Source organism: Aureimonas altamirensis, from assembly GCF_001463885.1.
GTDB classification, from domain to species: Bacteria; Pseudomonadota; Alphaproteobacteria; order Rhizobiales; family Rhizobiaceae; genus Aureimonas; species Aureimonas altamirensis.
Genome location: NZ_BBWQ01000005.1, coordinates 1 through 21837 on the forward strand (window position 1 = coordinate 1; position 21837 = coordinate 21837).

The window sequence follows — 21837 nt, forward strand, 5'->3', positions numbered from 1 at the left end:
CCAGGCCGGCGACAACATCGGCGCGCTGATCCGCGGTGTCGACCGTGAGGGCGTTGAGCGCGGCCAGGTGCTGTGCAAGCCGGGATCGGTGAAGCCGCACACGAAGTTCAAGGCCGAGGCGTACATCCTGACGAAGGAAGAGGGCGGCCGTCATACGCCGTTCTTCACGAACTACCGTCCGCAGTTCTACTTCCGCACGACGGACGTGACGGGCATCGTCACGCTTCCGGAAGGCACGGAGATGGTCATGCCGGGCGACAACGTGACGATGGACGTCGCGCTGATCGTTCCGATCGCGATGGAAGAGAAGCTGCGCTTCGCTATCCGTGAAGGCGGCCGCACCGTCGGCGCCGGCATCGTGTCCGCTATCGTCGAGTAATCGACTGAGTTTCGGGTTCGGCCCGCCGCTTTCGAGCGGTGGGCCGGCCAAAGCCCCGGCGACGGGGCGGTTGGTGCGCTGAGAGGTTCAGCGTGCTAGTTGAATTGGCTGAAGACTGACAAGCGCTCGGATAGCACCGGTTCTCCGGCAAGGCTCCGACGAGAGGACGAATGCAATGAACGGCCAGAATATCCGCATCCGCCTGAAGGCGTTCGACCATCGGGTCCTGGACGCTTCGACACGCGAGATCGTTTCGACGGCGAAGCGCACGGGCGCGAATGTGCGCGGGCCCATCCCGCTGCCGACCCGTATCGAGAAGTTCACAGTGAACCGCTCGCCCCATATCGACAAGAAGTCTCGCGAGCAGTTCGAGATGCGGACGCACAAGCGTCTCCTCGACATCGTTGACCCGACGCCGCAGACCGTCGATGCCCTCATGAAGCTCGACCTCGCCGCTGGCGTCGATGTCGAGATCAAGCTCTGATCCGAGCACGGGAAGGACTACGCCCATGCGTTCAGGTGTTATAGCACAGAAGGTCGGCATGACCCGCGTCTACAATGACGCTGGCGAGCATGTTCCGGTCACGGTTCTCAAGGTCGAGAACCTCCAGGTCGTCGCGCAGCGCACCCAGGAGAAGAACGGTTACACCGCCGTTCAGCTCGGTGCCGGTCTGGCGAAGGTAAAGAACACGTCCAAGGCCTTGCGCGGCGTTTTCGCCCAGGCCTCGGTCGAGCCCAAGCGCAAGGTCGCCGAGTTCCGGGTATCCCCCGAGAACCTCGTCGATGTCGGCGCCGAGATCACGGCAGACCACTTCGTGGCCGGCCAGCTGGTGGATGTCACCGGCACGTCGATCGGCAAGGGCTTCGCCGGCGCCATGAAGCGTCATAATTTCGGTGGTCTGCGTGCGACCCACGGCGTTTCGGTTTCGCACCGCTCGCATGGTTCGACCGGTCAGCGCCAGGATCCGGGCAAGGTCTTCAAGAACAAGAAGATGGCCGGTCACATGGGCAGCGTGCGCGTCACGACCCAGAACCTGGAAGTCGTCCGCACAGACGTCGACAAGGGCCTTATCCTCATCCGGGGCGCCGTCCCGGGTTCGAAGGGTGGCTGGATCTACATTCGTGACGCGGTCAAGGCCGCGCTTCCGGATAACGCGCCGAAGCCGGCTGCGCTTCGCTCGTCCGCTGCCAACAGCGGTACGGAAGCCACGGCTGCCGAGGGAGCCGAGTAATGGTTGACATCAAGATCAAGACCCTCAGCGGCGGCGACGCCGGCACGGTCAGCCTGGCAGAAGAGATCTTCGGCCTGGAGCCACGTGCGGACATTCTGCAGCGCATGGTGCGCTACCAGCTGGCCAAGCGCCAGCAGGGCACGCACCAGACGCTCGGTCGCGCCGAGATCGCGCGCACCGGTGCCAAGCTCTACAAGCAGAAGGGCACCGGCCGTGCACGTCACGGTTCGGCTCGCGCTCCGCAGTTCCGCGGTGGTGGCAAGGCCCACGGCCCGGTTTCCCGGAACCATGAGCACGACCTGCCGAAGAAGCTGCGCCAGCTCGCGCTGCGTCATGCGCTGTCGGCCAAGTTCAAGTCGGACAGCCTGATTGTCATCGACGATCTCAGCTCGACGGAAGGCAAGACCAAGGCGACGGCAACGCAGCTCAACGGTCTCGGCCTGCGGAATGCGCTGTTCATCGGTGGCGCCGAGCTCGACGCCAACTTCGCCCGGTCGGCTCGCGCCATCCCGAACATCGACGTACTGCCTATCCAGGGCATCAACGTCTACGACATTCTCCGTCGCCAGACGCTGGTCCTGTCCAAGGCCGCCGTCGAGGCCCTCGAGGAGCGCTTCAAATGACCGACCTGCGCCACTACGACGTCATTACGAGCCCGGTGATCACTGAAAAGTCGACACTGGTCTCCGAACAGAACCAGGTGATCTTCAATGTCCCCGGCGATGCGACCAAGCCGGAGATCAAGGCAGCTGTCGAGCAGCTGTTCGGTGTGAAGGTCAAGGCGGTGAACACCCTCGTCCGCAAGGGCAAGGTACGCCGCTTCCGGGGCCGCCCCGGCCGCCAGAGCGACCAGAAGCGTGCGATCGTTACTTTGGCCGAAGGCCAGAGCATCGACGTCTCGACCGGCCTCTGAGAGCGAGCCTTGAGGATATAGATCGATGGCATTGAAGAATTTCAAACCGGTCACGCCAAGCCAGCGCCAGCTGGTTATCGTCGACCGTTCGGGCCTCTGGAAGGGCAAGCCGGTCAAGCAATTGACGGAAGGCCTGACGCAGAAGGGCGGCCGTAACAACACCGGCCGGATCACCGCCCGTTATCAGGGCGGCGGTCACAAGCGGACCTACCGCAAGATCGACTTCAAGCGTCGCAAGCTCGACGCGGTGGCAACGGTGGAGCGGATCGAGTACGATCCCAACCGCACCGCGTTCATCGCCCTGCTGCGTTACGAAGACGGGGAAATGGCCTACATCCTGGCTCCGCAGCGTCTTGCTGCCGGCGACCAGGTCGTGTCCGGCCTCTCCGGCGTCGACGTCAAGCCGGGCAATGCGATGCCGTTGTCGGCGATGCCGGTTGGCACCATCATCCACAATGTGGAGATGAAGCCGGAGAAGGGTGGTCAGATCGCCCGTTCGGCCGGTGCCTACGCCCAGCTCGTCGGCCGCGACCAGGGCATGGCGATCCTGCGCCTCAACTCGGGCGAGCAACGTCTCGTTCCCGGTGCATGCTTTGCGACCGTCGGTGCGGTATCCAACCCGGACCACGGCAACATCAATCTGGGCAAGGCGGGTCGTGCCGTCTGGCTCGGCAAGCGTCCGCACGTTCGCGGCGTTGCCATGAACCCGGTCGACCACCCGCATGGCGGTGGTGAAGGCCGCACCTCCGGTGGCCGCCATCCGGTGACCCCGTGGGGCAAGCCGACCAAGGGCAAGCGCACGCGTCAGAACAAGTCCACGGACAAGTTCATCATGCGTTCGCGCCATCAGCGCAAGAAGTAAGGGAAGGATTTCTCTATGACACGTTCCGTCTGGAAGGGTCCGTTCGTTGATGGCTACCTGCTAAAGAAGGCAGAGAAGGCTCGGTCGGGTGGCCGCAACGAAGTGATCAAGATCTGGAGCCGCCGCTCCACCATCCTGCCGCAGTTCGTCGGATTGACCTTCGGCGTCTACAACGGCTCCAAGCACATTCCGGTCTCGGTCAACGAAGACATGGTCGGACACAAGTTCGGCGAGTTTTCACCGACCCGCACCTATTACGGCCACGGCGCCGACAAGAAGGCGAAGAGGAAGTAACCATGGGCAAGGCCAAGGCCGAGCGCGCGCTGAAGGACAACGAGGCCAGGGCGGTTGCCCGTACGCTTCGCGTCAGCCCGCAGAAACTCAATCTCGTCGCGCAGCTGATCCGCGGCAAGAAGGTCGACCGCGCCCTCGCGGACCTGACCTTCTCGCGCAAGCGGATCGCCGAGACGGTCAAGAAAACGCTGGAAAGCGCGATCGCGAACGCCGAGAACAATCATGATCTCGACATCGACGCGCTGGTCGTCGCCGAGGCTTACGTCGGCAAGTCGATCACCATGAAGCGCTTCCACGCCCGCGGTCGCGGTCGTGCGAGCCGGGTCGAGAAGCCGTTCTCGCACCTGACCATCGTGGTGCGCGAAGTGGCTGTAGAGGAGGCCGCGTAATGGGTCAGAAAGTCAATCCGACCGGCCTGCGTCTCGGCATCAACCGGACCTGGGATTCTCGCTGGTACGCCAATACCGGTGAATACGGTCAGCTGCTCCACGAGGACCTGGCGATCCGCAAGTACCTGCTCGACGAGTTGAAGCAGGCGGCGGTGTCGAAGGTCGTCATCGAGCGTCCGCACAAGAAGTGCCGCATCACGATCCACTCGGCTCGTCCGGGTATCGTCATCGGCAAGAAGGGCGCGGACATCGAGAAGCTTCGCAAGAAGCTCTCGCACCTGACCAATGCGGAAACCCACGTCAATATCGTGGAAATCCGCAAGCCTGAGACGGATGCGACGCTGGTTGCCCAGTCCATCGCCCAGCAGCTCGAGCGTCGCGTGGCTTTCCGCCGTGCGATGAAGCGGGCGGTGCAGTCCGCCATGCGTCTCGGCGCCGAAGGCATCCGCATCAACTGCAGCGGCCGTCTTGGCGGCGCAGAGATCGCGCGCATGGAGTGGTACCGCGAAGGTCGCGTTCCGCTGCATACGCTGCGTGCGGATGTTGACTACGGCACGGCCGAGGCCCATACGGCCTACGGTGTCTGTGGCGTCAAGGTGTGGATCTTCAAGGGTGAGATCCTCGAACATGATCCGCTGGCCTCCGAGCGCCGTGCGGTCGAAGGCGAAGCATCCGGTGGCGGTAACCGTCGCCGCGAGCGCGAACACGCCTGATCAACAGGTTTCGGAGTAGACTGAAATGTTGCAGCCAAAGCGCACGAAGTTCCGCAAGGCGTTCAAGGGTCGTATCCATGGCGCCTCCAAGGGTGGTTCGCTGCTCAATTTCGGCGCCTATGGTCTGAAGGCGCTGGAGCCGGAGCGGGTCACCGCCCGGCAGATCGAGGCGGCCCGCCGCGCGATCACCCGTCAGATGAAGCGTCAGGGCCGGGTGTGGATTCGCATCTTCCCCGACCTGCCGGTTACCGCAAAGCCGACCGAAGTCCGCATGGGTAAGGGCAAGGGCGCGATCGAGTACTGGGCAGCCAGGGTTGCCCCGGGCCGGATCATGTTCGAGATCGACGGCGTGCCTGAAGACATCGCCCGTGAAGCGCTCCGTCTGGGCGCCGCGAAATTGCCGATCAAGACGCGCTTCATCCAGCGCATTGCCGAGTGAGGGGAGAGCGACTATGAAAGCCTCCGATATCCGGACCAAGACATCCGACGAGCTGAATACGGAACTCGGCAATCTGAAGAAGGAGCAGTTCAATCTGCGCTTCCAACGTGCTACGGGGCAGCTCGAGAACACCGCGCGTGTGAAGGAAGTCCGTCGCGACATCGCCCGGATCAAGTCCATCGCACGCCAGAAGGCGGCCGAGAAAAAGGCCTGAAGGTAGAACACTATGCCGAAACGCGTTTTGCAGGGGACCGTGGTCTCCGATAAGAATGACAAGACGGTCGTCGTGCTCGTGGAGCGTCGCTTCACGCACCCGCTCTTCAAGAAGACCGTTCGCCGGTCCAAGAAGTACAAGGCGCACGACGAGTCCAACCAGTACAAGGTGGGCGATATCGTCTCCATCGAGGAGACGCGCCCGATCTCGCGTGACAAGACCTGGATCGTCGTCGCTAACCAAGCGGCGGCTAACTGAAGTTTTTTGCCCGGGTGAGCCGTTCATGCGCTGCTCCCCGGTCCGTTATTGAAGGCGGCCTGACATGATTCAGATGCAAACAAACCTCGATGTGGCGGATAATTCCGGCGCCCGTCGTGTCATGTGCATCAAGGTGCTGGGCGGTTCCAAGCGGAAGTACGCCTCGGTGGGCGACGTTATCGTCGTTTCCATCAAGGAGGCCATTCCGCGCGGCCGCGTTAAGAAGGGCGATGTGATGAAGGCCGTGGTGGTTCGTACCGCCAAGGACATCCGCAGAGCCGATGGTTCGGTGATCCGGTTCGACCGTAACGCCGCCGTCCTAATCGACAACAAGAAAGAGCCGGTCGGCACGCGTATCTTCGGCCCGGTCCCCCGCGAGCTTCGTGGTCGGAACCACATGAAGATCATCTCGCTGGCGCCGGAAGTGCTCTGAGGAACCGGAATCATGCAGAAGATTCGCAAAGGCGACAAGGTCGTCGTACTCACTGGCAAGGACAAGGGTCGTTCCGGTGAAGTCGTTCAGGTCATGCCCAAGGAGGACCGTGCGGTCGTCCGTGGCGTGAATATGGTCAAGCGGCATCAGCGCCAGTCCGCCTCGCAAGAGGCTGGGATCATCTCCAAGGAGGCGCCGATCCATCTTTCGAACCTGGCACTCCAGGACAAGGATGGGAAGCCGACGCGCGTGGGCTTCAAGGTCCTCGAAGACGGCCGCAAGGTTCGCGTCGCCAAGCGTTCGGGAGAACAGATCGATGGCTGAGGCCAAGTACGAACCCCGCCTGAAGGCGGTCTATCGCGACGAGATCCGCAAGGAGCTCCAGTCACAGTTCAATTATGCGAACGTGATGCAGCTTCCGCGCCTGGACAAGATCGTGATCAACATGGGTGTTGGCGAGGCCACGGGCGACTCCAAGAAGCCGTCGGTCGCCGCCGAGGACCTTGCGATGATCGCCGGCCAGAAGCCGGTCATCACCAAGGCACGCACCTCGATCGCGGGCTTCAAGGTCCGCGAAGGCATGCCGATCGGCGCCAAGGTAACGCTGCGCAAGGACCGTATGTACGAGTTCCTTGACCGGCTGATCCAGATCGCCCTTCCGCGCGTGCGGGATTTTCGGGGTCTGAACCCGAAAAGCTTTGACGGCCGTGGTAATTTTGCTATGGGCCTCAAGGAGCATATCGTGTTCCCCGAGATCAACTACGATAAGGTTGATCAGATGTGGGGCATGGACATCATCGTGTGTACGACGGCGAAGACCGACGAGGAAGCCCGGGCGCTTTTGAAGGCGTTCAACTTCCCCTTCCGCCAGTAACGGCAGGCGAAAAGGACCTAAAGAATGGCTAAGAAGAGCGCGATCGAGAAGAACAAGCGCCGCGAGCGCCTGGTGGCAAAGTTTGCCGCCAAGCGTGAGGCGCTTAAGGCGATCACCACCGATCAATCCGCAAGCATGGAAGATCGCTTCCGTGCGCAGCTGAAGCTTGCCGAGTTGCCCCGCAACTCGACCAAGGTTCGCGTGCGCAATCGCTGCGAGGTTACGGGGCGTCCGCGTGCCTACTATCGCAAATTGAAGATGTCGCGTATCGCGCTCCGGGAACTTGGCAACAACGGCCAGATCCCCGGCGTCGTGAAGTCGAGCTGGTAAGGAGAGAAGATCATGGCTCTGTCAGATCCGCTCGGCGATATGCTGACCCGTATCCGCAACGCGATCATGCGCAACAAGTCGACGGTGGCTACGCCCGCGTCGAAGCTGCGTGCTCGCGTCCTGGATGTCCTCAAGGAAGAGGGTTACATCCGCGGTTACAGCGAAACCCGGTTTGAAAACGGCACCGCCGAGTTCAACATCGAACTGAAATACTACGAGGGGGCACCTGTGATCCGTGAGATCGCGCGCGTCTCCAAGCCTGGCCGCCGCGTCTACGTGTCGTCGAAGACGATCCCGCAGGTCGCCAACGGCCTCGGCATCTCGGTCCTCTCGACGCCCAAGGGCGTTATGGCCGACCACAGCGCACGCGAACAAAATGTCGGTGGTGAGGTGCTTTGCCGCGTCTTCTGACCGGCAGGGCAACCGATCAACCGTTTAACGGACAGGTTTGACGATGTCTCGTATTGGTAAAAAGCCGGTCTCCCTTCCGAGCGGCGTTACGGCGTCCGTCGAAGGGCAGACCGTCACGGCAAAGGGACCCAAGGGCGAATTGTCCTTCGTGGTCAACGACGAGGTTCTCGTAAAGCTCGAGGACGGATCCATCCAGGTGGATCCGCGCGACAGCTCGAAGGACGCGCGTTCCAAGTGGGGCATGTCCCGTACCATGATCTCGAACATCCTTTCGGGTGTGAAGGACGGGTTCGAGAAGCGCCTCGAAATCACCGGCGTTGGCTATCGTGCCGCGATGCAGGGCAAGAACCTGCAGCTCGCGCTCGGCTTCAGCCACGACGTCGTGTATCAGGTGCCGGAAGGTATCCAGGTTGCCGTCCCCAAGCCGACGGAAATCGTGATCACCGGCATCGACAAGCAACGCGTCGGTCAGGTCGCCGCGGAGATCCGCGAGTATCGCGGCCCTGAGCCCTACAAGGGCAAGGGCGTCCGCTATGCTGGCGAGAAGATCGTCCGCAAGGAAGGCAAGAAGAAGTAAGGTCGGGTCATGGCTAGCCAGAAAGATATTTTGCGGCGCCGCGCGGCCCGCGTTCGCAGATCGCTCAAGGCGGTCGCCAACGGGCGTCCTCGCCTGTCGGTCCACCGTTCTTCGAAGAACATCTACGCCCAGGTCATCGACGATTCCGTCGGTCATACGCTGGCGGCCGCGTCCACGCTGGACACGACGCTTCGCGGTGGCCTCAAGACGGGCGCCGATGTCGAGGCTGCCAAGGCGGTCGGCAAGCTCGTTGCCGAACGTGCAAAGCAGGCCGGCATCACGGATGTCGTCTTCGATCGCGGTTCGTTCATCTATCATGGCCGCGTCAAGGCTCTCGCCGACGCTGCCCGTGAAGGTGGGTTGAACTTCTGACGCAGGGCAGGGCGCCTTCGGGCGCCGTCTTCGCTAAGATGCTATTTTCCGGCGGTCAGGGTTTTCCCGGCCGCCGGATTATGCTTTAAGCCGCTCGATTTCATCCGGCTGCGGCCTGGCGGGTATCCGCCTGGGCGCCCATCGCGACACAGATCGCGTTGCGGACGATATCGCCGGTTTCACCGGAGCCTCTCTTCAAGGGCGGCTCCATTGTCGGACGCCTCCGGAAAAGAATAAGGAACAGGATATGGCGCCTCGTAATGAACGGAACGATCGCGAAGAGCGTGATGACGGTTTCGTAGACAAGCTGGTTCACATCAACCGCGTCGCCAAGGTGGTGAAGGGTGGTCGTCGCTTCGGCTTCGCCGCACTCGTCGTCGTCGGCGATCTCAAGGGCCGTGTCGGCTTCGGCCATGGCAAGGCGCGCGAAGTGCCGGAAGCGATCCGCAAGGCGACGGAAGCCGCCAAGCGCGACATGATCTTCGTGCCGCTGCGTGACGCTCGTACGCTCCACCACGACGTGCAGGGCCGTCACGGCGCCGGCAAGGTGCTGCTGCGCACGGCCGAGGCCGGTACCGGAATCATCGCGGGTGGCCCGATGCGCGCCGTCTTCGAAGCGGTCGGCATGCACGACGTCGTCGCCAAGTCGCTCGGTTCCTCGAACCCGTACAACATGGTTCGCGCCACGTTCGACGCGCTGAAGGGCCAGATGCATCCGAAGGATGTCGCTGCCCGTCGCGGTATCAAGTATTCGACGCTGCAGGCTCGGCGTCGCGACCTGGTCGGTTCCGACAGCGAAGGCTGATGAGGCGAGGCCGCAGCGATGCGGCCACCCTCGGCAGTACGCAGGACGAACCATTGAACAAGGAGCCATGTCATGGCTGAGAACAAAGTGACCGGGAAGACGATCACCGTCGAGCAGATCGGTAGCCCGCTTCGCCGCCCCAACGACCAGCGCCAGACCCTCGTCGGCCTCGGTCTCAACAAGATGCACCGTCGCCGGACGCTGGAGGATACCCCCTCCGTTCGTGGCATGATCGCCAAGGTCAGCCACCTCGTCCGCGTCGTCGACGGCCAGTGAGCCGGGAGTAGCAGAAATGAAGCTCAACGAACTCGCCGATATCGAAGGCGCAACCCATTCCCGCAAGCGCGTGGGCCGTGGCATCGGCTCGGGCTCCGGCAAGACCGGCGGCCGTGGCGTCAAGGGTCAGAAGTCGCGCTCCGGCGTGGCCATCAACGGCTTCGAAGGCGGCCAGATGCCGCTGTATCGTCGTCTGCCGAAGCGTGGCTTCGTGAATATCTTCGCGAAGGACTACAACATCGTTTCGGTCGGCCGCATCCAGCAGGCGATCGACGCCGGCAAGCTCGATGCCAAGTCGGCAGTGGACTTCGAAGCGCTCAAGGCCGCCGGCCTGGTGCGTCGCCAGCGCGACGGTATCCGTCTGCTGGCGGACGGCGAACTGAAGGCCAAGCTGCAGATCACGGTGCAAGGCGCGTCCAAGGCCGCGGTCGAGAAGGTCGAGAAGGCGGGCGGATCCGTCACGCTGCCGGCCGTCGCCGAAGCCTGATCGGGCCCTCTTGCGTCGCGAGGCGTAACTCGCCAGATTGAGACTAAGGAAGCGGCCTCTTTGGGCCGCTTCGTCATGTGATTCCATGCCTCGTCTCCGGCTTTCGGCGACGTAACCCCAAGGGGGCGTGGGCGCATAGGCCCGGCGCGCGGCAGGAATGGCGGCGCAGAGGCTGAAGTTGGAAACCGATGCCCGCGTCGTGCCACCAACGGGCGGGCATGGGTTCTATCCGGAGATATTTTCAAGATGGCATCGGCCGCGGAACAACTTGCCGCAAACCTGAATTTCGCTGCCTTCTCCAAGGCAGAAGACCTGAAGAAGCGGATCTGGTTCACGCTCGGCGCGCTCCTGGTCTACCGCCTCGGAACCTACATCCCGATGCCCGGCATCGATCCGGAGGCGTTGGCGCAGGCGTTCCAGCAGCAATCCACCGGCATTCTCGGCGTGTTCAACATGTTCGCCGGCGGGGCCGTCGGCCGCATGGCCATCTTCGCCCTCGGCATCATGCCGTACATTTCCGCGTCGATCATCATCCAGCTCATGACCTCCGTGGTGCCCTCGCTCGAGGCGCTCAAGAAAGAGGGCGAGCAAGGCCGCAAGATCATCAACCAGTATACGCGCTACGGCACGGTCCTGCTGGCGACGGTCCAGGCCTACGGCATCGCCGTGGGGCTCCAGTCTTCCAGCAACATCGTGACCGACCCGGGGATGTTCTTCGTGGTCTCCAGCGTCATCACGCTGGTCGGCGGCACGATGTTCCTGATGTGGCTGGGCGAGCAGATCACCGCGCGCGGCATCGGCAACGGCATCTCGCTGATCATTTTCGCCGGCATCGTGGCAAACCTGCCTTCGGCCATCGCCAACCTCCTGGAGCTTGGCCGCACCGGTGCGCTGTCGAGCTTCGTGATCCTGCTGGTCATCGTGGTCGCCGTCGGCTGCATCGCCTTCATCGTGTTCTTCGAGCGGGCCCAGCGTCGCCTTCTGATCCAGTATCCGAAGCGCCAGGTCGGCAATCGCATGTTCCAGGGCGATACCTCGCATCTGCCGCTCAAGCTCAACACGGCAGGCGTCATTCCTCCGATCTTCGCGTCGTCGCTGTTGCTGCTGCCGGTCACGATCGCCAATTTCTCGGACACCAGCCAGCTACCCGGCTGGGCCACGGGGCTTGTGGCGTCGCTCGGCCATGGCCAGCCGCTCTACATGATCCTCTATGCGTCGATGATCGCCTTTTTCGCGTTCTTCTACACAGCGATCGTGTTCAATCCCAAGGACACGGCCGACAATCTGAAGAAGCATGGCGGCTTCATCCCGGGCATCCGGCCCGGTGAGCGGACGGCCGAGTACATCGATTACGTGCTGACGCGGATCACGGTGCTGGGCGCGATCTATCTTGTCGCCATCTGCCTTCTGCCGGAATTTCTGATTTCAGCGGTCGGTATTCCGTTCTATCTCGGGGGGACGTCGCTGCTGATCGTCGTCTCTGTGACGATGGATACGGTTGCGCAGGTACAGGGACACCTGCTGGCGCATCAATATGAGGGGCTCGTCAAGAAGGCGAAGCTCCGCGGGGGCAAACGGGGAAATCGATGAGACTGATTCTGCTCGGACCGCCGGGAGCCGGGAAGGGGACCCAGGCCCAGCGGTTGACGGAAGCCTACGGCATTCCACAACTCTCCACCGGGGACATGCTCCGCGAAGCCGTTGCACAGGGCACCGAGGTGGGCCGCAAGGCACAAGCCCTGATGGATGCCGGCCAGCTTGTGCCGGACGAGGTCGTCATCGGCATCGTCGCGGACCGCATCGAACAGGATGATGCGCGCAAGGGCTTTATCCTCGACGGGTTCCCGCGCACGGTCGCCCAGGCCGTTGCGCTTGAGACGATGTTGCAGGAGAAGGGGCTCAGGCTCGACCGCGTGATCGAGTTCAAGGTGGACGAGGGGCGCCTCGTCGAGCGCATCGCGCGCCGTGCCGCCGAGACCGAGGCGAAGGGGCTGCCGGTCCGCAAGGACGACAATCCGGACGTTTTCCGGCGCCGTCTGGGTGAGTTCCGGGACATGACCGCCGCGGTCGGCCCCTACTACCGGGAGCGAAACCTCGTTCACACGATCGACGGCATGGCTGCGATGGACGAGGTAACGCAGCAGATCCGCAATGCGCTGGAAGGCGATGCCGCTAACGGCACAGCCTGAAACGCCTGGGTTCGGTTGACTCCGGGCCGTCTATTTTTTATAAGCCGCCCATTCGCGAATCCTTTGCGGTCGGTGCGGTCTCATGTCTGGGGCTTGCCGATCGCTTTCGCTTATCGGCCCCCTTTAACCGGAAGGGCCGAGCGGCCCCGAAACTAGGAGTACGGACGTGGCACGTATCGCTGGCGTCAACATCCCAAGCAGCAAGCGCGTCGTCATCGCGCTTCAGTACATTCACGGCATCGGCCCGCGCTTCGCGCAGGAGATCGTGGACAAGGCCCGGCTCGCGTCGGAACGCCGCGTCAACGATCTGACCGACGCCGAAGTCCTTCAGATCCGCGAGATCATCGACCGGGACTACCAGGTCGAGGGTGATCTGCGTCGCGAGACGTCGATGAACATCAAGCGCCTGATGGACCTCGGCTGCTACCGCGGCCTGCGTCATCGTCGCAGCCTGCCGGTTCGTGGCCAGCGCACGCATACCAATGCGCGCACCCGCAAGGGCCCGGCCAAGCCGATCGCCGGCAAGAAGAAGTAATTCTGCTGGCGCGGCGACGCTGCCGCGCCACGCTGCGGAGGGTTATCCCTTCGCGGGTGTAGCCGCTGGTATCACGGCGGTGTCGAGATCTTGAGAAAGAGAGATAATGGCCAAGGAAGCACAGCGCGTTCGTCGTCGCGAGCGCAAGAACATCACGTCCGGCGTGGCCCACGTGAATTCCTCCTTCAACAATACGCTGATCACCATCACGGATGCGCAGGGCAATGCGATTGCCTGGTCCTCCGCCGGTGCCCAGGGTTTCAAGGGCTCGCGCAAGTCGACGCCCTTCGCTGCGCAGATCGCCGCCGAAGACGCCGCCAAGAAGGCGCAGGAGCACGGCATGCGTACGTTGGAAGTCGAGGTTTCCGGGCCGGGTTCGGGTCGTGAATCCGCGCTCCGCGCGCTTCAGGCCGCCGGCTTTACCATCACGTCGATCCGCGACGTGACGCCGATACCGCACAATGGTGTTCGCCCGCGCAAGAAGCGCCGCGTCTGACGCCATATCGTGGACATGAACCGCACTGTCGATCCGGCAGTGCGGTTTTGCCCGTTTCGAGAGGGGGGATCCTTCTCACTGAGACCTATCGCCACGAATGGATGGTGGCGGGGTAGCTGAAAGGCAAGCGCGATGATCGCCAGCAACTGGCAAGACCTTACCAAGCCCAACCAGGTCGTGTTCAACAGCACGAGCAGGACAAGGGCCTCTTTGACGGCGGAGCCGCTCGAGCGCGGTTTCGGCCTGACGCTCGGCAATGCGCTGCGGCGCGTTCTCCTGTCGTCGCTGCAGGGCGCGGCCGTGACCGCGATCCAGATCGACGGCGTGCTGCACGAGTTCTCCTCGATCGCCGGCGTGCGCGAGGACGTGACGGACATCGTCCTGAACGTCAAGGAAATCAACATCGGCATGCAGGGCGAAGGCCCGAAGCGCATGGTGTTGCGCAAGTCCGGCCCCGGCGTCGTGACGGCGGGCGACATCCAGACCGTGGGTGACATCGAAATCCTCAACCCGGATCACGAAATCTGCACGCTCGACGATGGCGCCGAGATCCGCATGGAGCTGACCGTCAATACCGGCAAGGGCTATGTGCCCGCCGACCAGAACCGTGCCGAGGATGCGCCGATTGGCCTTATCCCCGTCGATGCGCTGTTCTCGCCGGTCAAGAAGGTGTCCTACAAGGTCGAGAATACCCGCGAGGGGCAGGACCTGAACAAGGACAAGCTGACGATGCAGATCGAGACCGATGGTTCGATCTCGGGTGAAGATGCCGTGGCCTACGCAGCGCGCATCCTGCAGGACCAGCTTGCCGTCTTCGTGAACTTCGAAGAGCCGCAGCGTGATGTCCGTGGCTCGGAAGAGCAGATCGCGGAACTGGCCTTCAACCCGGCCCTCCTGAAGAAGGTGGACGAGCTGGAGCTGTCGGTCCGTTCGGCGAACTGCCTGAAGAACGACAACATCGTCTATATCGGCGACCTGATCCAGAAGACCGAGGCGGAGATGCTCCGTACCCCGAACTTCGGCCGCAAGTCGCTGAACGAAATCAAGGAAGTGCTGGCCTCCATGGGCCTGCATCTCGGCATGGAAGTGCCGGCTTGGCCGCCCGAGAACATCGACGACCTGGCCAAGCGCTACGAAGATCAGTACTGATCCGGACAGGTCGCCGCCCCGATCCTCGGGGCGGCGACATTTATGACAGTGCCGGCTTCGGCCGGTGGGAACAATCATTCAAAGGCACATGCCCCGGCAAACGGGAGCGAGGATGCCGACCGCCGGGAGACCGGCCCTTCAAGGAGTCAACACCATGCGTCACGGAAACCGCGGCCGTAAACTCAACCGTACCGCTTCGCACCGCAAGGCGATGTTTGCCAACATGGCGGCCTCGCTGATCGAGCACGAGCAGATCGTCACCACGCTGCCGAAGGCCAAGGATCTTCGTCCCGTGGTTGAAAAGCTGATCACGCTCGGCAAGCGCGGCGACCTGCATGCCCGCCGCCAGGCGATCAGCCAGGTGCGCGACGAGACCGTCATCCGCAAGCTGTTCGATACGCTGGCCACCCGCTACGCCGACCGTAATGGCGGCTACACGCGCGTTCTCAAGGCTGGCTTCCGCCGCGGCGACAACGCCCCGCTGGCCGTGATCGAGTTCGTCGACCGTGATCCGGAAGCCCGTGGCGCAGCCGATCGCGCGCGCGCCGAGGCCGATGCCGGCGACGAAGCCTGATTTAAGGTCCAAACGGACCGGTTAGGAAAAAGGGCCCGGTCGGGCCCTTTTTTATTGTCCGCACGTTTACTGCCCGGACTGCGGTCGTATTCCGCCCGTTGCCGCTCTATCTGCAGGCAGACCGGTCAAGGCGACCGTGCAGCAGAGGGATTAGGCGATCATGCGCGATGGTGACGGCGATAGGATACTGGTGTCCGGTGCATCGGGGTTCATCGCCAAGCATATCGTGCTGAACCTTCTGCAGGCGGGCCACCGTGTCCGCGGCACCGTTCGCAATACCGCCAAGGGTGAGGCGCTGCGGCAGACGATGGTGCAGTATGGCGCCCCGGTGGATCGCCTCTCGATCGTCGCCGCTGACCTGACGCGCGACGAGGGGTGGGAAGAGGCCGCCGCAGGCTGCCGCGCCGTAGTCCACACCGCATCGCCCTTTCCCGTAGCGCAGCCGGGCGACAAGTTCGGCCTCGTGCCGGCGGCGCGCGACGGCACTGTACGGGTGTGCCGCGCAGCGGCAAGGCAGGGCGTGCGGCGCGTGGTGCTGACATCGTCCGTCGCATCGGTGATGTATGGTCACCCGCCACGCACGACCGCATTCGGAGAGGCGGATTTTTCCAATGTCGACAGCGATCTCATATCGCCCTACGCCGTGTCGAAGACGCTGGCCGAAAAGTCAGCGTGTGAAACCTTGGCGCAGACGCAGACCGAGCTGGTCACGATAAATCCCTCATTGGTATTCGGTCCGCTTCTCGATGGCGTCGCCGGCACATCGGCACGGATCGTGGCCATGATGATGAATGGGCGGGTGCCGGCGCTTCCCAATGTTCGATTCGGCATCGTGGATGTCCGCGATGTGGCGGACGCGCATGTCCGCGCCATCGACAATCCTGAAGCCGCCGGACGGCGCTTTCTGGTCAGCGCCGATACCGTACCCTTGCGTGAGATCTCGCAGATTTTGGCGCGTGCTTATCCGGCCTATGGGCGGCGGCTCTATAGCTGGCCCTTGCCGGATTGGGCGGTGCGTACGGCGGCGCACGTGTCGCGGCGGGCGGCGATGCTGGCAGGTGAGCTCGGCACTGCGCGCCGGTTGGACACCGCGCCTGCGCAGGACATACTGGGTATTCGCTTCCGGTCGGTGGAGACGGCGGCCGTGGATCTGGCCGCCAGCCTTATCCGCTTCGGACTGGTGACGCCGCCGTCCGGGGATAGGTAACTCAAGGTAGTTCTGACGGGGTGCCCATACTGTTGCAAACAGGTGATAGCGAGCGCCGGTCCTTCGTGCGATATGCCGTTTCGCGCGAAAAGCGATGGCTGCCGGAGCAACCATAATGCGTTCGCCCGCATTGTACCTGGCAACTGAAACCTGTCGGCACATTCGATTGCCGGCGTTTACGCGGATTAAACGACTGCCATGGACAATGTGAACTCCCAACCCACCGCTAGCGAGTTCTCGATGCGCCGCACCGTTTATGTTCTTCTGGGAGCCCTGGCTGCGTTTGCCATCCTGACAGCGAGCTACGCTACGGCGGATCTGCCCGCAGAGAATGCTGCCCTGCAGAAGTTCGAACCGGTTATCGCCGCTAATTGAGCCTCGGCGCAGCATCGAATGCAAAAGGGCCGTTTGGCCCTTTTTTCGTGCCAGTCTGTCGGCAGTAGTCAGACGTCTTCAGCGCACGATTCGGGTTGCCACCAGTGTCTTCCTTTCTTCTCCGCAGCGCCTCCGCCCTTTTTCTCTCCATCGCCTGCCTGTCCAGCGTTTCGGCACAGCCGGCAACCGTGCCCGTGCCAACGGCGTCCGGCATGTCGCAGGTTCCGCAAAGTGAGGGGCAGATCAAGCTGACCTTCGCCCCGCTGGTGAAGGAAACCGCACCAGCCGTGGTGAATGTGTATGCCGCCCGCGAGGTGGCCACACGGTCGCCCTTTGCGGGCGACCCCTTCTTCGAGCAGTTTCTGGGCCGCAGTTTCCAGGGGCGTCCACGGATGGAATCATCGCTCGGGTCCGGCGTGATCGTCGACGAGACCGGGCTGGTCGTCACCAACAATCATGTGGTCGATGGCGCCGACGAGGTGAAGATCGCGTTGGGCGATGGGCGGGAATACGCCTCCACCGTGTTGATGAAGGATGCGCGGGCCGACCTTGCCGTGCTGCGCATCGATGCGGATGAAACCTTCTCGACCATCGCATTCTCCGATTCCGACCAGATATCCATCGGCGATCTGGTGCTGGCCATCGGCAATCCGTTCGGCATCGGGCAGACGGTGACCAGCGGAATCGTTTCCGCGCTTGCGCGCACGCATGTGGGTGTCAACGATTTCGGCTATTTCATCCAGACCGATGCCGCCATCAACCCCGGAAACTCGGGTGGCCCCTTGATCGACATGCAAGGCAGGCTGATCGGCGTCAACACGGCCATCTTCAGCCGCTCGGGCGGGTCCAACGGTATCGGCTTCGCCATCCCGTCCAACATGGTGCGCGTTTTCGTGGACGCGGCAAAGCGCGGCGGCCGCTTCGAGCGGCCCTATATCGGGGCGGGCTTTGCCCCCGTGACCGGCGATATCGCCGAGGCTCTCGGCATGCCGCGCCCGACGGGCGCGCTGGTGCAGGAGGTCGTGCCCGACGGCGCTGCGGCGGATGCCGGGCTGAAGCCGGGCGACGTCGTCATGCGTATGGATGATTTCCTGATCGATGGCCCGGACGCACTCGGATACCGGCTGGCAACGATCGGGGTGGACAAGACGGCCCGGCTGACCATCCTTTCGGGCGGGCAGGAGCGCATGGTGGACCTGGCATTGCGGGTTGCGCCGGAAACCCCCGCCCGGGACGAACGCACGATCGAGGGCAACAACCCCTTCTCGGGCGCGACGGTTGCCAATCTGTCGCCGCGCGTTGCCGATGAACTGGAAATGCCGACGACCAAGCGGGGCGTTGTGGTGACCGGCATCGGGGAAGGGTCCATCGCCGCAAGGCTGCGCCTGCAGCAGCGCGACATCGTGCTGGAGGTCAACGGCGAGGCGGTCGATACGACGGAAAAGCTTGCAACCATCCTCGATATGCGCTCCAGAGGCTGGAACTATGCAATCGAGCGCAATGGGCAGAGGTTGACGCAGTCCATCCGCTGATCCACCACAGGCCAGGAGTTGAGCATGGCCGATCTTTTCGCCGGACAGGACCAGCAAGGTCGCGGGCCGCACAAGGCGCAAGCGTCCGATCCTGGCGATCGGGCCGGCAAGGGCGATGCAGGCCGGCCGCTGGCCGACAGGCTGCGCCCCGCGAGCCTGTCGGAGGTGGTCGGGCAGCCGCATTTGACGGGGCCGGACGGCGTGTTGACGCGCATGCTGGAATCGCGCTCACTCGGCTCGGTCATCTTCTGGGGCCCGCCGGGGACAGGCAAGACGACGGTGGCGCGGCTCCTGGCCCATGAGGTGGACTTCGCCTTCGAGCAGATCTCCGCCATCTTCTCCGGCGTCGCCGATTTGAAGAAAGTTTTCGAGACGGCACGGTTGCGGCGGTCCAACGGTCGGCGCACCTTGTTGTTCGTCGACGAGATCCATCGCTTCAACCGGGCCCAGCAGGATTCTTTCCTGCCCGTCATGGAAGATGGGACGGTTGTCCTGATCGGGGCGACGACCGAGAATCCATCCTTCGAGCTGAATGCGGCTCTCTTGTCGCGGGCGCGGGTGTTGACCTTCCGTCCGCATGATGCGGAGGCACTTTCGAGCTTGCTTGAGCGCGCGGAAGCCGTCGAGGGCCGGCCCCTTCCGCTGGATGAGGACGCCCGGCAATCCCTGCTTCGCATGGCCGATGGCGATGGGCGCGCGGTGCTGACCCTTGCCGAAGAGGTGTGGCGCGCGGCCAAGCCGGGCGAAACCTTCTCGGCCGATACGCTGCAGGAGATCGTGCAGCGGCGCGCGCCGATCTACGACAAGGGGCAGGACGGGCACTATAATCTGATTTCGGCGCTGCATAAGTCGGTGCGCGGGTCCGATCCGGATGCCGCCCTGTACTATCTGTGCCGCATGCTGGATGCTGGCGAAGACCCGCTTTATCTCGGCCGCCGGCTCGTGCGGATGGCCGTGGAGGATATCGGCCTTGCCGATCCGCAGGCGCTCGGCGTCGCCAACGCGGCCAAGGATGCCTACGACTATCTTGGCAGCCCGGAGGGTGAGCTGGCGCTGGCGCAGGCTACCGTCTATCTGGCGGCGGCACCGAAGTCGAATGCGGTGTACACTGCCTACAAGGCCGCGATGCGGACTGCCCGGGAGGGTGGCTCTCTGCTGCCGCCGCGCCAGATCCTGAACGCGCCGACGAAGCTGATGAAGGAAGAGGGCTACGGCACCGGCTACCGCTACGATCATGACGAGCCGGAAGCCTTTTCAGGGCAGAACTACTTTCCGCAGGAGCTGGGTCGGCAGAGCTTTTACCGGCCGGTGCCGCGTGGCGCGGAGCGCGAGATCGGCAAGCGGATGGCCGAGTGGGCCCGCCTTCGCCGTGAACGCGGCGAACCATGATCCTGCGCGACATCGCCCTGGTGGCTGCCGGTGGCGCCGTCGGGTCCGTGCTGCGCTACCTGGCCACCATTGCGGCCAGCGGCCTGTTCGGCGTGGGGTTTCCGTACGGGACCTTCCTCGTCAACGTCACCGGCTCCTTCGCCATGGGTGTGCTGATCGAGGTGATCGCACGCAGGTTCGAGGCTTCGGAAGCGCTGCGGCTGCTGATCGCAACAGGGGTGCTGGGCGGATACACGACGTTCTCGTCCTTTTCCCTCGATACGGCCGCGCTGTGGGAGCGCGGGCAGCAACTGCTGGCGGTGGTTTATGTGGCTGCTTCCCTCGGCCTCGGCGTCGCAGCCCTGTTCTGCGGTCTCTGGCTTGCAAGAAGCCTCGCCTAAGCGCGGATATTGCTCTATCGAGGGGCCGGAACGCGAATTTTAAGGATATGTCATGTCAAGCGTGGAGCAGGTCCGCGTCGACGCGGAAGAGGCCGGCCTGAGGCTCGACCGCTGGTTCAAGCTGCATTACCCGGGCCTCGGTTTCGGCCATCTGCAGAAGCTTTTGCGCTCGGGCCAGGTCCGTATCGACGGTGGCCGGGCCAAGACCGATACGCGGCTCGAGGAAGGGCAGATCATCCGGGTGCCGCCCATGCAGGGCGATGCAGCGCGGCTGAAAGTGGCGCCGCTGACGGCCAACACCATCCGCGACCGGCATGACGCGGATGTCCTGTCGCAGATGCTGATCTATGAGGACGACAAGGTCTTCGTCTTCAACAAGCCTGCCGGACTGGCCGTCCAGGGTGGATCGGGCGTGACGCGGCATGTGGACAAGATGCTGGAATCCTGGCGCAACCGCCGGGGCGAGAGGCCGCGCCTGGTGCATCGCATCGACAGGGACACGACCGGGATCCTCGTCGTGGCGCGCACGCGCACGGCGGCCGTGGCGCTGACGAAGGCCTTCCGCGAGCGGGAGACGAAAAAGGTCTACTGGGCGTTGGTGAAGGGTGTCCCTGCGCCGAAGGAAGGCCGCATCTCTACCTACCTCGCCAAGGAACAGACGCCGGACGGCGACAGGATGCGCATTGCCAAGCACGGCGACGACGGGGCCGACCATGCGTTGACGCACTACCGTGTCATTGATCAGGTGGCGCAAAGCTTTGCCTGGCTGGAGATGGAGCCATATACGGGGCGTACGCACCAGTTGCGTGTTCATGCCGCCCATATCGGTCATCCGATCCTCGGCGATCCGAAATATTTCGAGCATGACACCAATTGGGAATTTCCCGGCGGCGTGCAGAAGAAGCTGCATCTCCATGCAAGGCGCATCATCATTCCGCACCCCGACGGCGGCGTCGTAGATCAGATCGCCCCGCTGCCGCCGCACATGGTGCAGACGTGGAACCTGTTCGGCTTCGACGAGGCCGCGGAGGGGGATTGATGCGCCTGTTCCTGTTCGATTGCGACGGCACCATCGCCGACAGCTTCGCCGTCATCTGCAGCACGATGCAAGGGGCCTTTCGCGCCCGTGGGCTGGTCGCGCCCGCCGACACCGCCATACACGGCATCATCGGCCTGTCACTGGCCGAGGCGATGCAGAGATTGCGGCCGGGCTCCACGCTTGCCGAGGCGGAAGATCTGGCGGATGCCTACCGCGTGACGTTTCAGGCGGCGCGGGCGGCCGGGCAGGTGCACGAGCCCCTGTTTCCCGGCATGCGCGACCTTGTAACTCGCCTGTCGTCGGTCGACGAGAATCTCGTTGGCATGGTCACCGGCAAATCGCGCCGCGGGGTGGATTTCATTCTTGCCACGCATGGGCTTGAAGACCGCTTCCATGTGGTGCGCACCGCAGACGATTGTCCGTCCAAGCCGCACCCGGCCATGGTGCTGGAAAGCTGTGCCGAAGTCGGTGTCAGTCCGTCCGACACGGTGGTTATCGGCGATGCCGCCTTCGATATGGCGATGGCGCGCGCGGCCGGCGCCACCGGCATCGGGGTTGCCTGGGGCGCGGCGCAGCCGGATGCCCTGCGCTCCGCCGGAGCGACCGCGGTTGCAACCGATTGCAACCATCTCGGCCAGTTGCTGGATGGCTGGCGCGCGCATGACGATCCGTCGCGCTGGACACCCGCTCCGTTCGAAACTGCCTGAGCTCCTA

General features: G+C 63.4%; 35 protein-coding genes. All 35 read left to right on the forward strand.

The genetic code is table 11. The annotated features are described in order from the left end of the window. The coding region (locus AUL31_RS02795; protein ID WP_457912009.1) for an EF-Tu C-terminal domain-related protein at positions 1-379 on the forward strand (379 nt) is incomplete at its 5' end. Positions 380-554: 175 nt separating this feature from the next. Continuing rightward, the gene (gene rpsJ / locus AUL31_RS02800; protein WP_007066362.1) at positions 555-863 is read left to right on the forward strand and encodes a 30S ribosomal protein S10; all 309 of its coding nucleotides are present in this window, start codon (positions 555-557) and stop codon (positions 861-863) included. Between the two features lie 25 nt (positions 864-888). Further along, complete coding sequence (gene rplC, locus AUL31_RS02805; RefSeq protein WP_039192537.1) at positions 889-1611, forward strand: 50S ribosomal protein L3; 723 nt, start codon at positions 889-891, stop codon at positions 1609-1611. Continuing rightward, positions 1611-2234: a 50S ribosomal protein L4 gene (gene rplD, locus AUL31_RS02810; RefSeq protein ID WP_060601014.1), complete on the forward strand. Its 624-nt coding sequence runs from the start codon at positions 1611-1613 to the stop codon at positions 2232-2234. Before rplC ends, rplD begins: the two co-directional genes overlap by 1 nt. Continuing rightward, positions 2231-2524 carry a 50S ribosomal protein L23 gene (locus AUL31_RS02815; RefSeq protein WP_039192542.1) on the forward strand — a complete coding sequence of 98 codons (294 nt, stop codon included), beginning with the start codon at positions 2231-2233 and terminating at the stop codon, positions 2522-2524. Before rplD ends, AUL31_RS02815 begins: the two co-directional genes overlap by 4 nt. Before the next feature lie 25 nt (positions 2525-2549). Then, positions 2550-3386, forward strand: a complete 837-nt coding sequence (rplB, locus tag AUL31_RS02820) for a 50S ribosomal protein L2 (protein ID WP_060601017.1) — start codon at positions 2550-2552, stop codon at positions 3384-3386. A gap of 15 nt (positions 3387-3401) precedes the next feature. Further along, positions 3402-3680 carry a 30S ribosomal protein S19 gene (rpsS, locus tag AUL31_RS02825; protein WP_039192548.1) on the forward strand — a complete coding sequence of 93 codons (279 nt, stop codon included), beginning with the start codon at positions 3402-3404 and terminating at the stop codon, positions 3678-3680. 2 nt (positions 3681-3682) lie between these two features. Further along, the gene (gene rplV / locus AUL31_RS02830) at positions 3683-4069 is read left to right on the forward strand and encodes a 50S ribosomal protein L22 (protein WP_060601020.1); all 387 of its coding nucleotides are present in this window, start codon (positions 3683-3685) and stop codon (positions 4067-4069) included. After that, the gene (gene rpsC / locus AUL31_RS02835; RefSeq protein WP_060601023.1) at positions 4069-4782 is read left to right on the forward strand and encodes a 30S ribosomal protein S3; all 714 of its coding nucleotides are present in this window, start codon (positions 4069-4071) and stop codon (positions 4780-4782) included. The genes rplV and rpsC overlap by 1 nt, the downstream gene beginning before the upstream one ends. A gap of 25 nt (positions 4783-4807) precedes the next feature. Beyond that, positions 4808-5221 (forward strand): 50S ribosomal protein L16, encoded by a 414-nt coding sequence (rplP, locus tag AUL31_RS02840; RefSeq protein ID WP_039192558.1) that lies wholly within the window; start codon positions 4808-4810, stop codon positions 5219-5221. 13 nt (positions 5222-5234) lie between these two features. After that, a complete protein-coding gene (rpmC, locus tag AUL31_RS02845) occupies positions 5235-5435 on the forward strand; it encodes a 50S ribosomal protein L29 (RefSeq protein WP_060601027.1) in 201 nt (66 codons plus the stop codon). A gap of 12 nt (positions 5436-5447) precedes the next feature. Continuing rightward, on the forward strand, positions 5448-5693 hold the full coding sequence (rpsQ, locus tag AUL31_RS02850; protein ID WP_039192566.1) for a 30S ribosomal protein S17: 246 nt from the start codon (positions 5448-5450) through the stop codon (positions 5691-5693). Positions 5694-5757: 64 nt separating this feature from the next. After that, positions 5758-6126: a 50S ribosomal protein L14 gene (gene rplN, locus AUL31_RS02855; protein WP_039192570.1), complete on the forward strand. Its 369-nt coding sequence runs from the start codon at positions 5758-5760 to the stop codon at positions 6124-6126. A gap of 12 nt (positions 6127-6138) precedes the next feature. Continuing rightward, positions 6139-6450: a 50S ribosomal protein L24 gene (gene rplX, locus AUL31_RS02860; RefSeq protein ID WP_039192573.1), complete on the forward strand. Its 312-nt coding sequence runs from the start codon at positions 6139-6141 to the stop codon at positions 6448-6450. Next, entirely contained in the window at positions 6443-7000 is a 558-nt protein-coding gene (gene rplE, locus AUL31_RS02865) for a 50S ribosomal protein L5 (RefSeq protein WP_060601031.1), read from the forward strand. The genes rplX and rplE overlap by 8 nt, the downstream gene beginning before the upstream one ends. A gap of 24 nt (positions 7001-7024) precedes the next feature. Next, positions 7025-7330, forward strand: coding sequence for a 30S ribosomal protein S14 (rpsN, locus tag AUL31_RS02870; RefSeq protein ID WP_060601036.1), 306 nt, complete (start codon positions 7025-7027; stop codon positions 7328-7330). 12 nt (positions 7331-7342) lie between these two features. Further along, positions 7343-7741, forward strand: a complete 399-nt coding sequence (gene rpsH, locus AUL31_RS02875; protein ID WP_060601039.1) for a 30S ribosomal protein S8 — start codon at positions 7343-7345, stop codon at positions 7739-7741. Between the two features lie 43 nt (positions 7742-7784). Further along, positions 7785-8318 carry a 50S ribosomal protein L6 gene (gene rplF, locus AUL31_RS02880; RefSeq protein ID WP_060601042.1) on the forward strand — a complete coding sequence of 178 codons (534 nt, stop codon included), beginning with the start codon at positions 7785-7787 and terminating at the stop codon, positions 8316-8318. A 9-nt stretch (positions 8319-8327) separates the two neighbouring features. Beyond that, positions 8328-8690 (forward strand): 50S ribosomal protein L18, encoded by a 363-nt coding sequence (gene rplR / locus AUL31_RS02885; RefSeq protein ID WP_060601044.1) that lies wholly within the window; start codon positions 8328-8330, stop codon positions 8688-8690. Positions 8691-8937: 247 nt separating this feature from the next. Beyond that, a complete protein-coding gene (gene rpsE, locus AUL31_RS02890; protein ID WP_060601046.1) occupies positions 8938-9495 on the forward strand; it encodes a 30S ribosomal protein S5 in 558 nt (185 codons plus the stop codon). 72 nt (positions 9496-9567) lie between these two features. Further along, complete coding sequence (gene rpmD / locus AUL31_RS02895) at positions 9568-9771, forward strand: 50S ribosomal protein L30 (RefSeq protein WP_060601048.1); 204 nt, start codon at positions 9568-9570, stop codon at positions 9769-9771. A gap of 16 nt (positions 9772-9787) precedes the next feature. Beyond that, positions 9788-10258 (forward strand): 50S ribosomal protein L15, encoded by a 471-nt coding sequence (gene rplO, locus AUL31_RS02900; RefSeq protein ID WP_060601051.1) that lies wholly within the window; start codon positions 9788-9790, stop codon positions 10256-10258. A gap of 246 nt (positions 10259-10504) precedes the next feature. Beyond that, on the forward strand, positions 10505-11848 hold the full coding sequence (gene secY, locus AUL31_RS02905) for a preprotein translocase subunit SecY (RefSeq protein ID WP_060601054.1): 1344 nt from the start codon (positions 10505-10507) through the stop codon (positions 11846-11848). Continuing rightward, a complete protein-coding gene (locus AUL31_RS02910; RefSeq protein WP_060601057.1) occupies positions 11845-12447 on the forward strand; it encodes an adenylate kinase in 603 nt (200 codons plus the stop codon). The genes secY and AUL31_RS02910 overlap by 4 nt, the downstream gene beginning before the upstream one ends. A 166-nt stretch (positions 12448-12613) precedes the next feature. Beyond that, positions 12614-12982 carry a 30S ribosomal protein S13 gene (rpsM, locus tag AUL31_RS02915; RefSeq protein ID WP_039192604.1) on the forward strand — a complete coding sequence of 123 codons (369 nt, stop codon included), beginning with the start codon at positions 12614-12616 and terminating at the stop codon, positions 12980-12982. 106 nt (positions 12983-13088) lie between these two features. Further along, entirely contained in the window at positions 13089-13478 is a 390-nt protein-coding gene (rpsK, locus tag AUL31_RS02920) for a 30S ribosomal protein S11 (protein ID WP_060601060.1), read from the forward strand. A gap of 132 nt (positions 13479-13610) precedes the next feature. Further along, a complete protein-coding gene (locus AUL31_RS02925; RefSeq protein WP_039192611.1) occupies positions 13611-14627 on the forward strand; it encodes a DNA-directed RNA polymerase subunit alpha in 1017 nt (338 codons plus the stop codon). A 154-nt stretch (positions 14628-14781) separates the two neighbouring features. After that, positions 14782-15201: a 50S ribosomal protein L17 gene (gene rplQ, locus AUL31_RS02930; RefSeq protein ID WP_060601063.1), complete on the forward strand. Its 420-nt coding sequence runs from the start codon at positions 14782-14784 to the stop codon at positions 15199-15201. A gap of 160 nt (positions 15202-15361) precedes the next feature. Continuing rightward, positions 15362-16408, forward strand: a complete 1047-nt coding sequence (locus AUL31_RS02935) for an NAD-dependent epimerase/dehydratase family protein (RefSeq protein ID WP_060601066.1) — start codon at positions 15362-15364, stop codon at positions 16406-16408. A 198-nt stretch (positions 16409-16606) separates the two neighbouring features. Then, the gene (locus AUL31_RS20195; protein ID WP_156417281.1) at positions 16607-16783 is read left to right on the forward strand and encodes a hypothetical protein; all 177 of its coding nucleotides are present in this window, start codon (positions 16607-16609) and stop codon (positions 16781-16783) included. A 212-nt stretch (positions 16784-16995) separates the two neighbouring features. Beyond that, on the forward strand, positions 16996-18315 hold the full coding sequence (locus AUL31_RS02940; protein WP_082646770.1) for a DegQ family serine endoprotease: 1320 nt from the start codon (positions 16996-16998) through the stop codon (positions 18313-18315). Between the two features lie 24 nt (positions 18316-18339). Then, a complete protein-coding gene (locus AUL31_RS02945; RefSeq protein ID WP_060601073.1) occupies positions 18340-19704 on the forward strand; it encodes a replication-associated recombination protein A in 1365 nt (454 codons plus the stop codon). Beyond that, entirely contained in the window at positions 19701-20084 is a 384-nt protein-coding gene (crcB, locus tag AUL31_RS02950) for a fluoride efflux transporter CrcB (RefSeq protein ID WP_409359932.1), read from the forward strand. The genes AUL31_RS02945 and crcB overlap by 4 nt, the downstream gene beginning before the upstream one ends. Before the next feature lie 52 nt (positions 20085-20136). After that, positions 20137-21123: an RluA family pseudouridine synthase gene (locus tag AUL31_RS02955; protein WP_060601076.1), complete on the forward strand. Its 987-nt coding sequence runs from the start codon at positions 20137-20139 to the stop codon at positions 21121-21123. Beyond that, complete coding sequence (locus AUL31_RS02960; protein WP_060601079.1) at positions 21123-21830, forward strand: HAD-IA family hydrolase; 708 nt, start codon at positions 21123-21125, stop codon at positions 21828-21830. Before AUL31_RS02955 ends, AUL31_RS02960 begins: the two co-directional genes overlap by 1 nt. Positions 21831-21837: the final 7 nt, after the last annotated feature.

Coding starts and splice junctions, on each gene's coding strand:
- rpsK (WP_060601060.1), top strand. CDS start 13,089: ATGGCCAAGGAAGCACAGCGCGTTCGTCGTCGCGAGCGCAAGAACATC.
- AUL31_RS02935 (WP_060601066.1), top strand. CDS start 15,362: ATGCGCGATGGTGACGGCGATAGGATACTGGTGTCCGGTGCATCGGGG.
- AUL31_RS02960 (WP_060601079.1), top strand. CDS start 21,123: ATGCGCCTGTTCCTGTTCGATTGCGACGGCACCATCGCCGACAGCTTC.
- rpsN (WP_060601036.1), top strand. CDS start 7,025: ATGGCTAAGAAGAGCGCGATCGAGAAGAACAAGCGCCGCGAGCGCCTG.
- AUL31_RS02815 (WP_039192542.1), top strand. CDS start 2,231: ATGACCGACCTGCGCCACTACGACGTCATTACGAGCCCGGTGATCACT.
- rplR (WP_060601044.1), top strand. CDS start 8,328: ATGGCTAGCCAGAAAGATATTTTGCGGCGCCGCGCGGCCCGCGTTCGC.
- rplC (WP_039192537.1), top strand. CDS start 889: ATGCGTTCAGGTGTTATAGCACAGAAGGTCGGCATGACCCGCGTCTAC.
- rpsC (WP_060601023.1), top strand. CDS start 4,069: ATGGGTCAGAAAGTCAATCCGACCGGCCTGCGTCTCGGCATCAACCGG.
- rplN (WP_039192570.1), top strand. CDS start 5,758: ATGATTCAGATGCAAACAAACCTCGATGTGGCGGATAATTCCGGCGCC.
- AUL31_RS02945 (WP_060601073.1), top strand. CDS start 18,340: ATGGCCGATCTTTTCGCCGGACAGGACCAGCAAGGTCGCGGGCCGCAC.
- AUL31_RS02955 (WP_060601076.1), top strand. CDS start 20,137: ATGTCAAGCGTGGAGCAGGTCCGCGTCGACGCGGAAGAGGCCGGCCTG.
- rplF (WP_060601042.1), top strand. CDS start 7,785: ATGTCTCGTATTGGTAAAAAGCCGGTCTCCCTTCCGAGCGGCGTTACG.
- rplP (WP_039192558.1), top strand. CDS start 4,808: ATGTTGCAGCCAAAGCGCACGAAGTTCCGCAAGGCGTTCAAGGGTCGT.
- rpsS (WP_039192548.1), top strand. CDS start 3,402: ATGACACGTTCCGTCTGGAAGGGTCCGTTCGTTGATGGCTACCTGCTA.
- AUL31_RS02940 (WP_082646770.1), top strand. CDS start 16,996: ATGTCGCAGGTTCCGCAAAGTGAGGGGCAGATCAAGCTGACCTTCGCC.
- rplV (WP_060601020.1), top strand. CDS start 3,683: ATGGGCAAGGCCAAGGCCGAGCGCGCGCTGAAGGACAACGAGGCCAGG.
- rplB (WP_060601017.1), top strand. CDS start 2,550: ATGGCATTGAAGAATTTCAAACCGGTCACGCCAAGCCAGCGCCAGCTG.
- rpmC (WP_060601027.1), top strand. CDS start 5,235: ATGAAAGCCTCCGATATCCGGACCAAGACATCCGACGAGCTGAATACG.
- AUL31_RS02925 (WP_039192611.1), top strand. CDS start 13,611: ATGATCGCCAGCAACTGGCAAGACCTTACCAAGCCCAACCAGGTCGTG.
- rplD (WP_060601014.1), top strand. CDS start 1,611: ATGGTTGACATCAAGATCAAGACCCTCAGCGGCGGCGACGCCGGCACG.
- rpsH (WP_060601039.1), top strand. CDS start 7,343: ATGGCTCTGTCAGATCCGCTCGGCGATATGCTGACCCGTATCCGCAAC.
- AUL31_RS02910 (WP_060601057.1), top strand. CDS start 11,845: ATGAGACTGATTCTGCTCGGACCGCCGGGAGCCGGGAAGGGGACCCAG.
- rplQ (WP_060601063.1), top strand. CDS start 14,782: ATGCGTCACGGAAACCGCGGCCGTAAACTCAACCGTACCGCTTCGCAC.
- rplX (WP_039192573.1), top strand. CDS start 6,139: ATGCAGAAGATTCGCAAAGGCGACAAGGTCGTCGTACTCACTGGCAAG.
- AUL31_RS20195 (WP_156417281.1), top strand. CDS start 16,607: ATGGACAATGTGAACTCCCAACCCACCGCTAGCGAGTTCTCGATGCGC.
- rpsJ (WP_007066362.1), top strand. CDS start 555: ATGAACGGCCAGAATATCCGCATCCGCCTGAAGGCGTTCGACCATCGG.
- rpmD (WP_060601048.1), top strand. CDS start 9,568: ATGGCTGAGAACAAAGTGACCGGGAAGACGATCACCGTCGAGCAGATC.
- rpsE (WP_060601046.1), top strand. CDS start 8,938: ATGGCGCCTCGTAATGAACGGAACGATCGCGAAGAGCGTGATGACGGT.
- crcB (WP_409359932.1), top strand. CDS start 19,701: ATGATCCTGCGCGACATCGCCCTGGTGGCTGCCGGTGGCGCCGTCGGG.
- secY (WP_060601054.1), top strand. CDS start 10,505: ATGGCATCGGCCGCGGAACAACTTGCCGCAAACCTGAATTTCGCTGCC.
- rplO (WP_060601051.1), top strand. CDS start 9,788: ATGAAGCTCAACGAACTCGCCGATATCGAAGGCGCAACCCATTCCCGC.
- rpsQ (WP_039192566.1), top strand. CDS start 5,448: ATGCCGAAACGCGTTTTGCAGGGGACCGTGGTCTCCGATAAGAATGAC.
- rplE (WP_060601031.1), top strand. CDS start 6,443: ATGGCTGAGGCCAAGTACGAACCCCGCCTGAAGGCGGTCTATCGCGAC.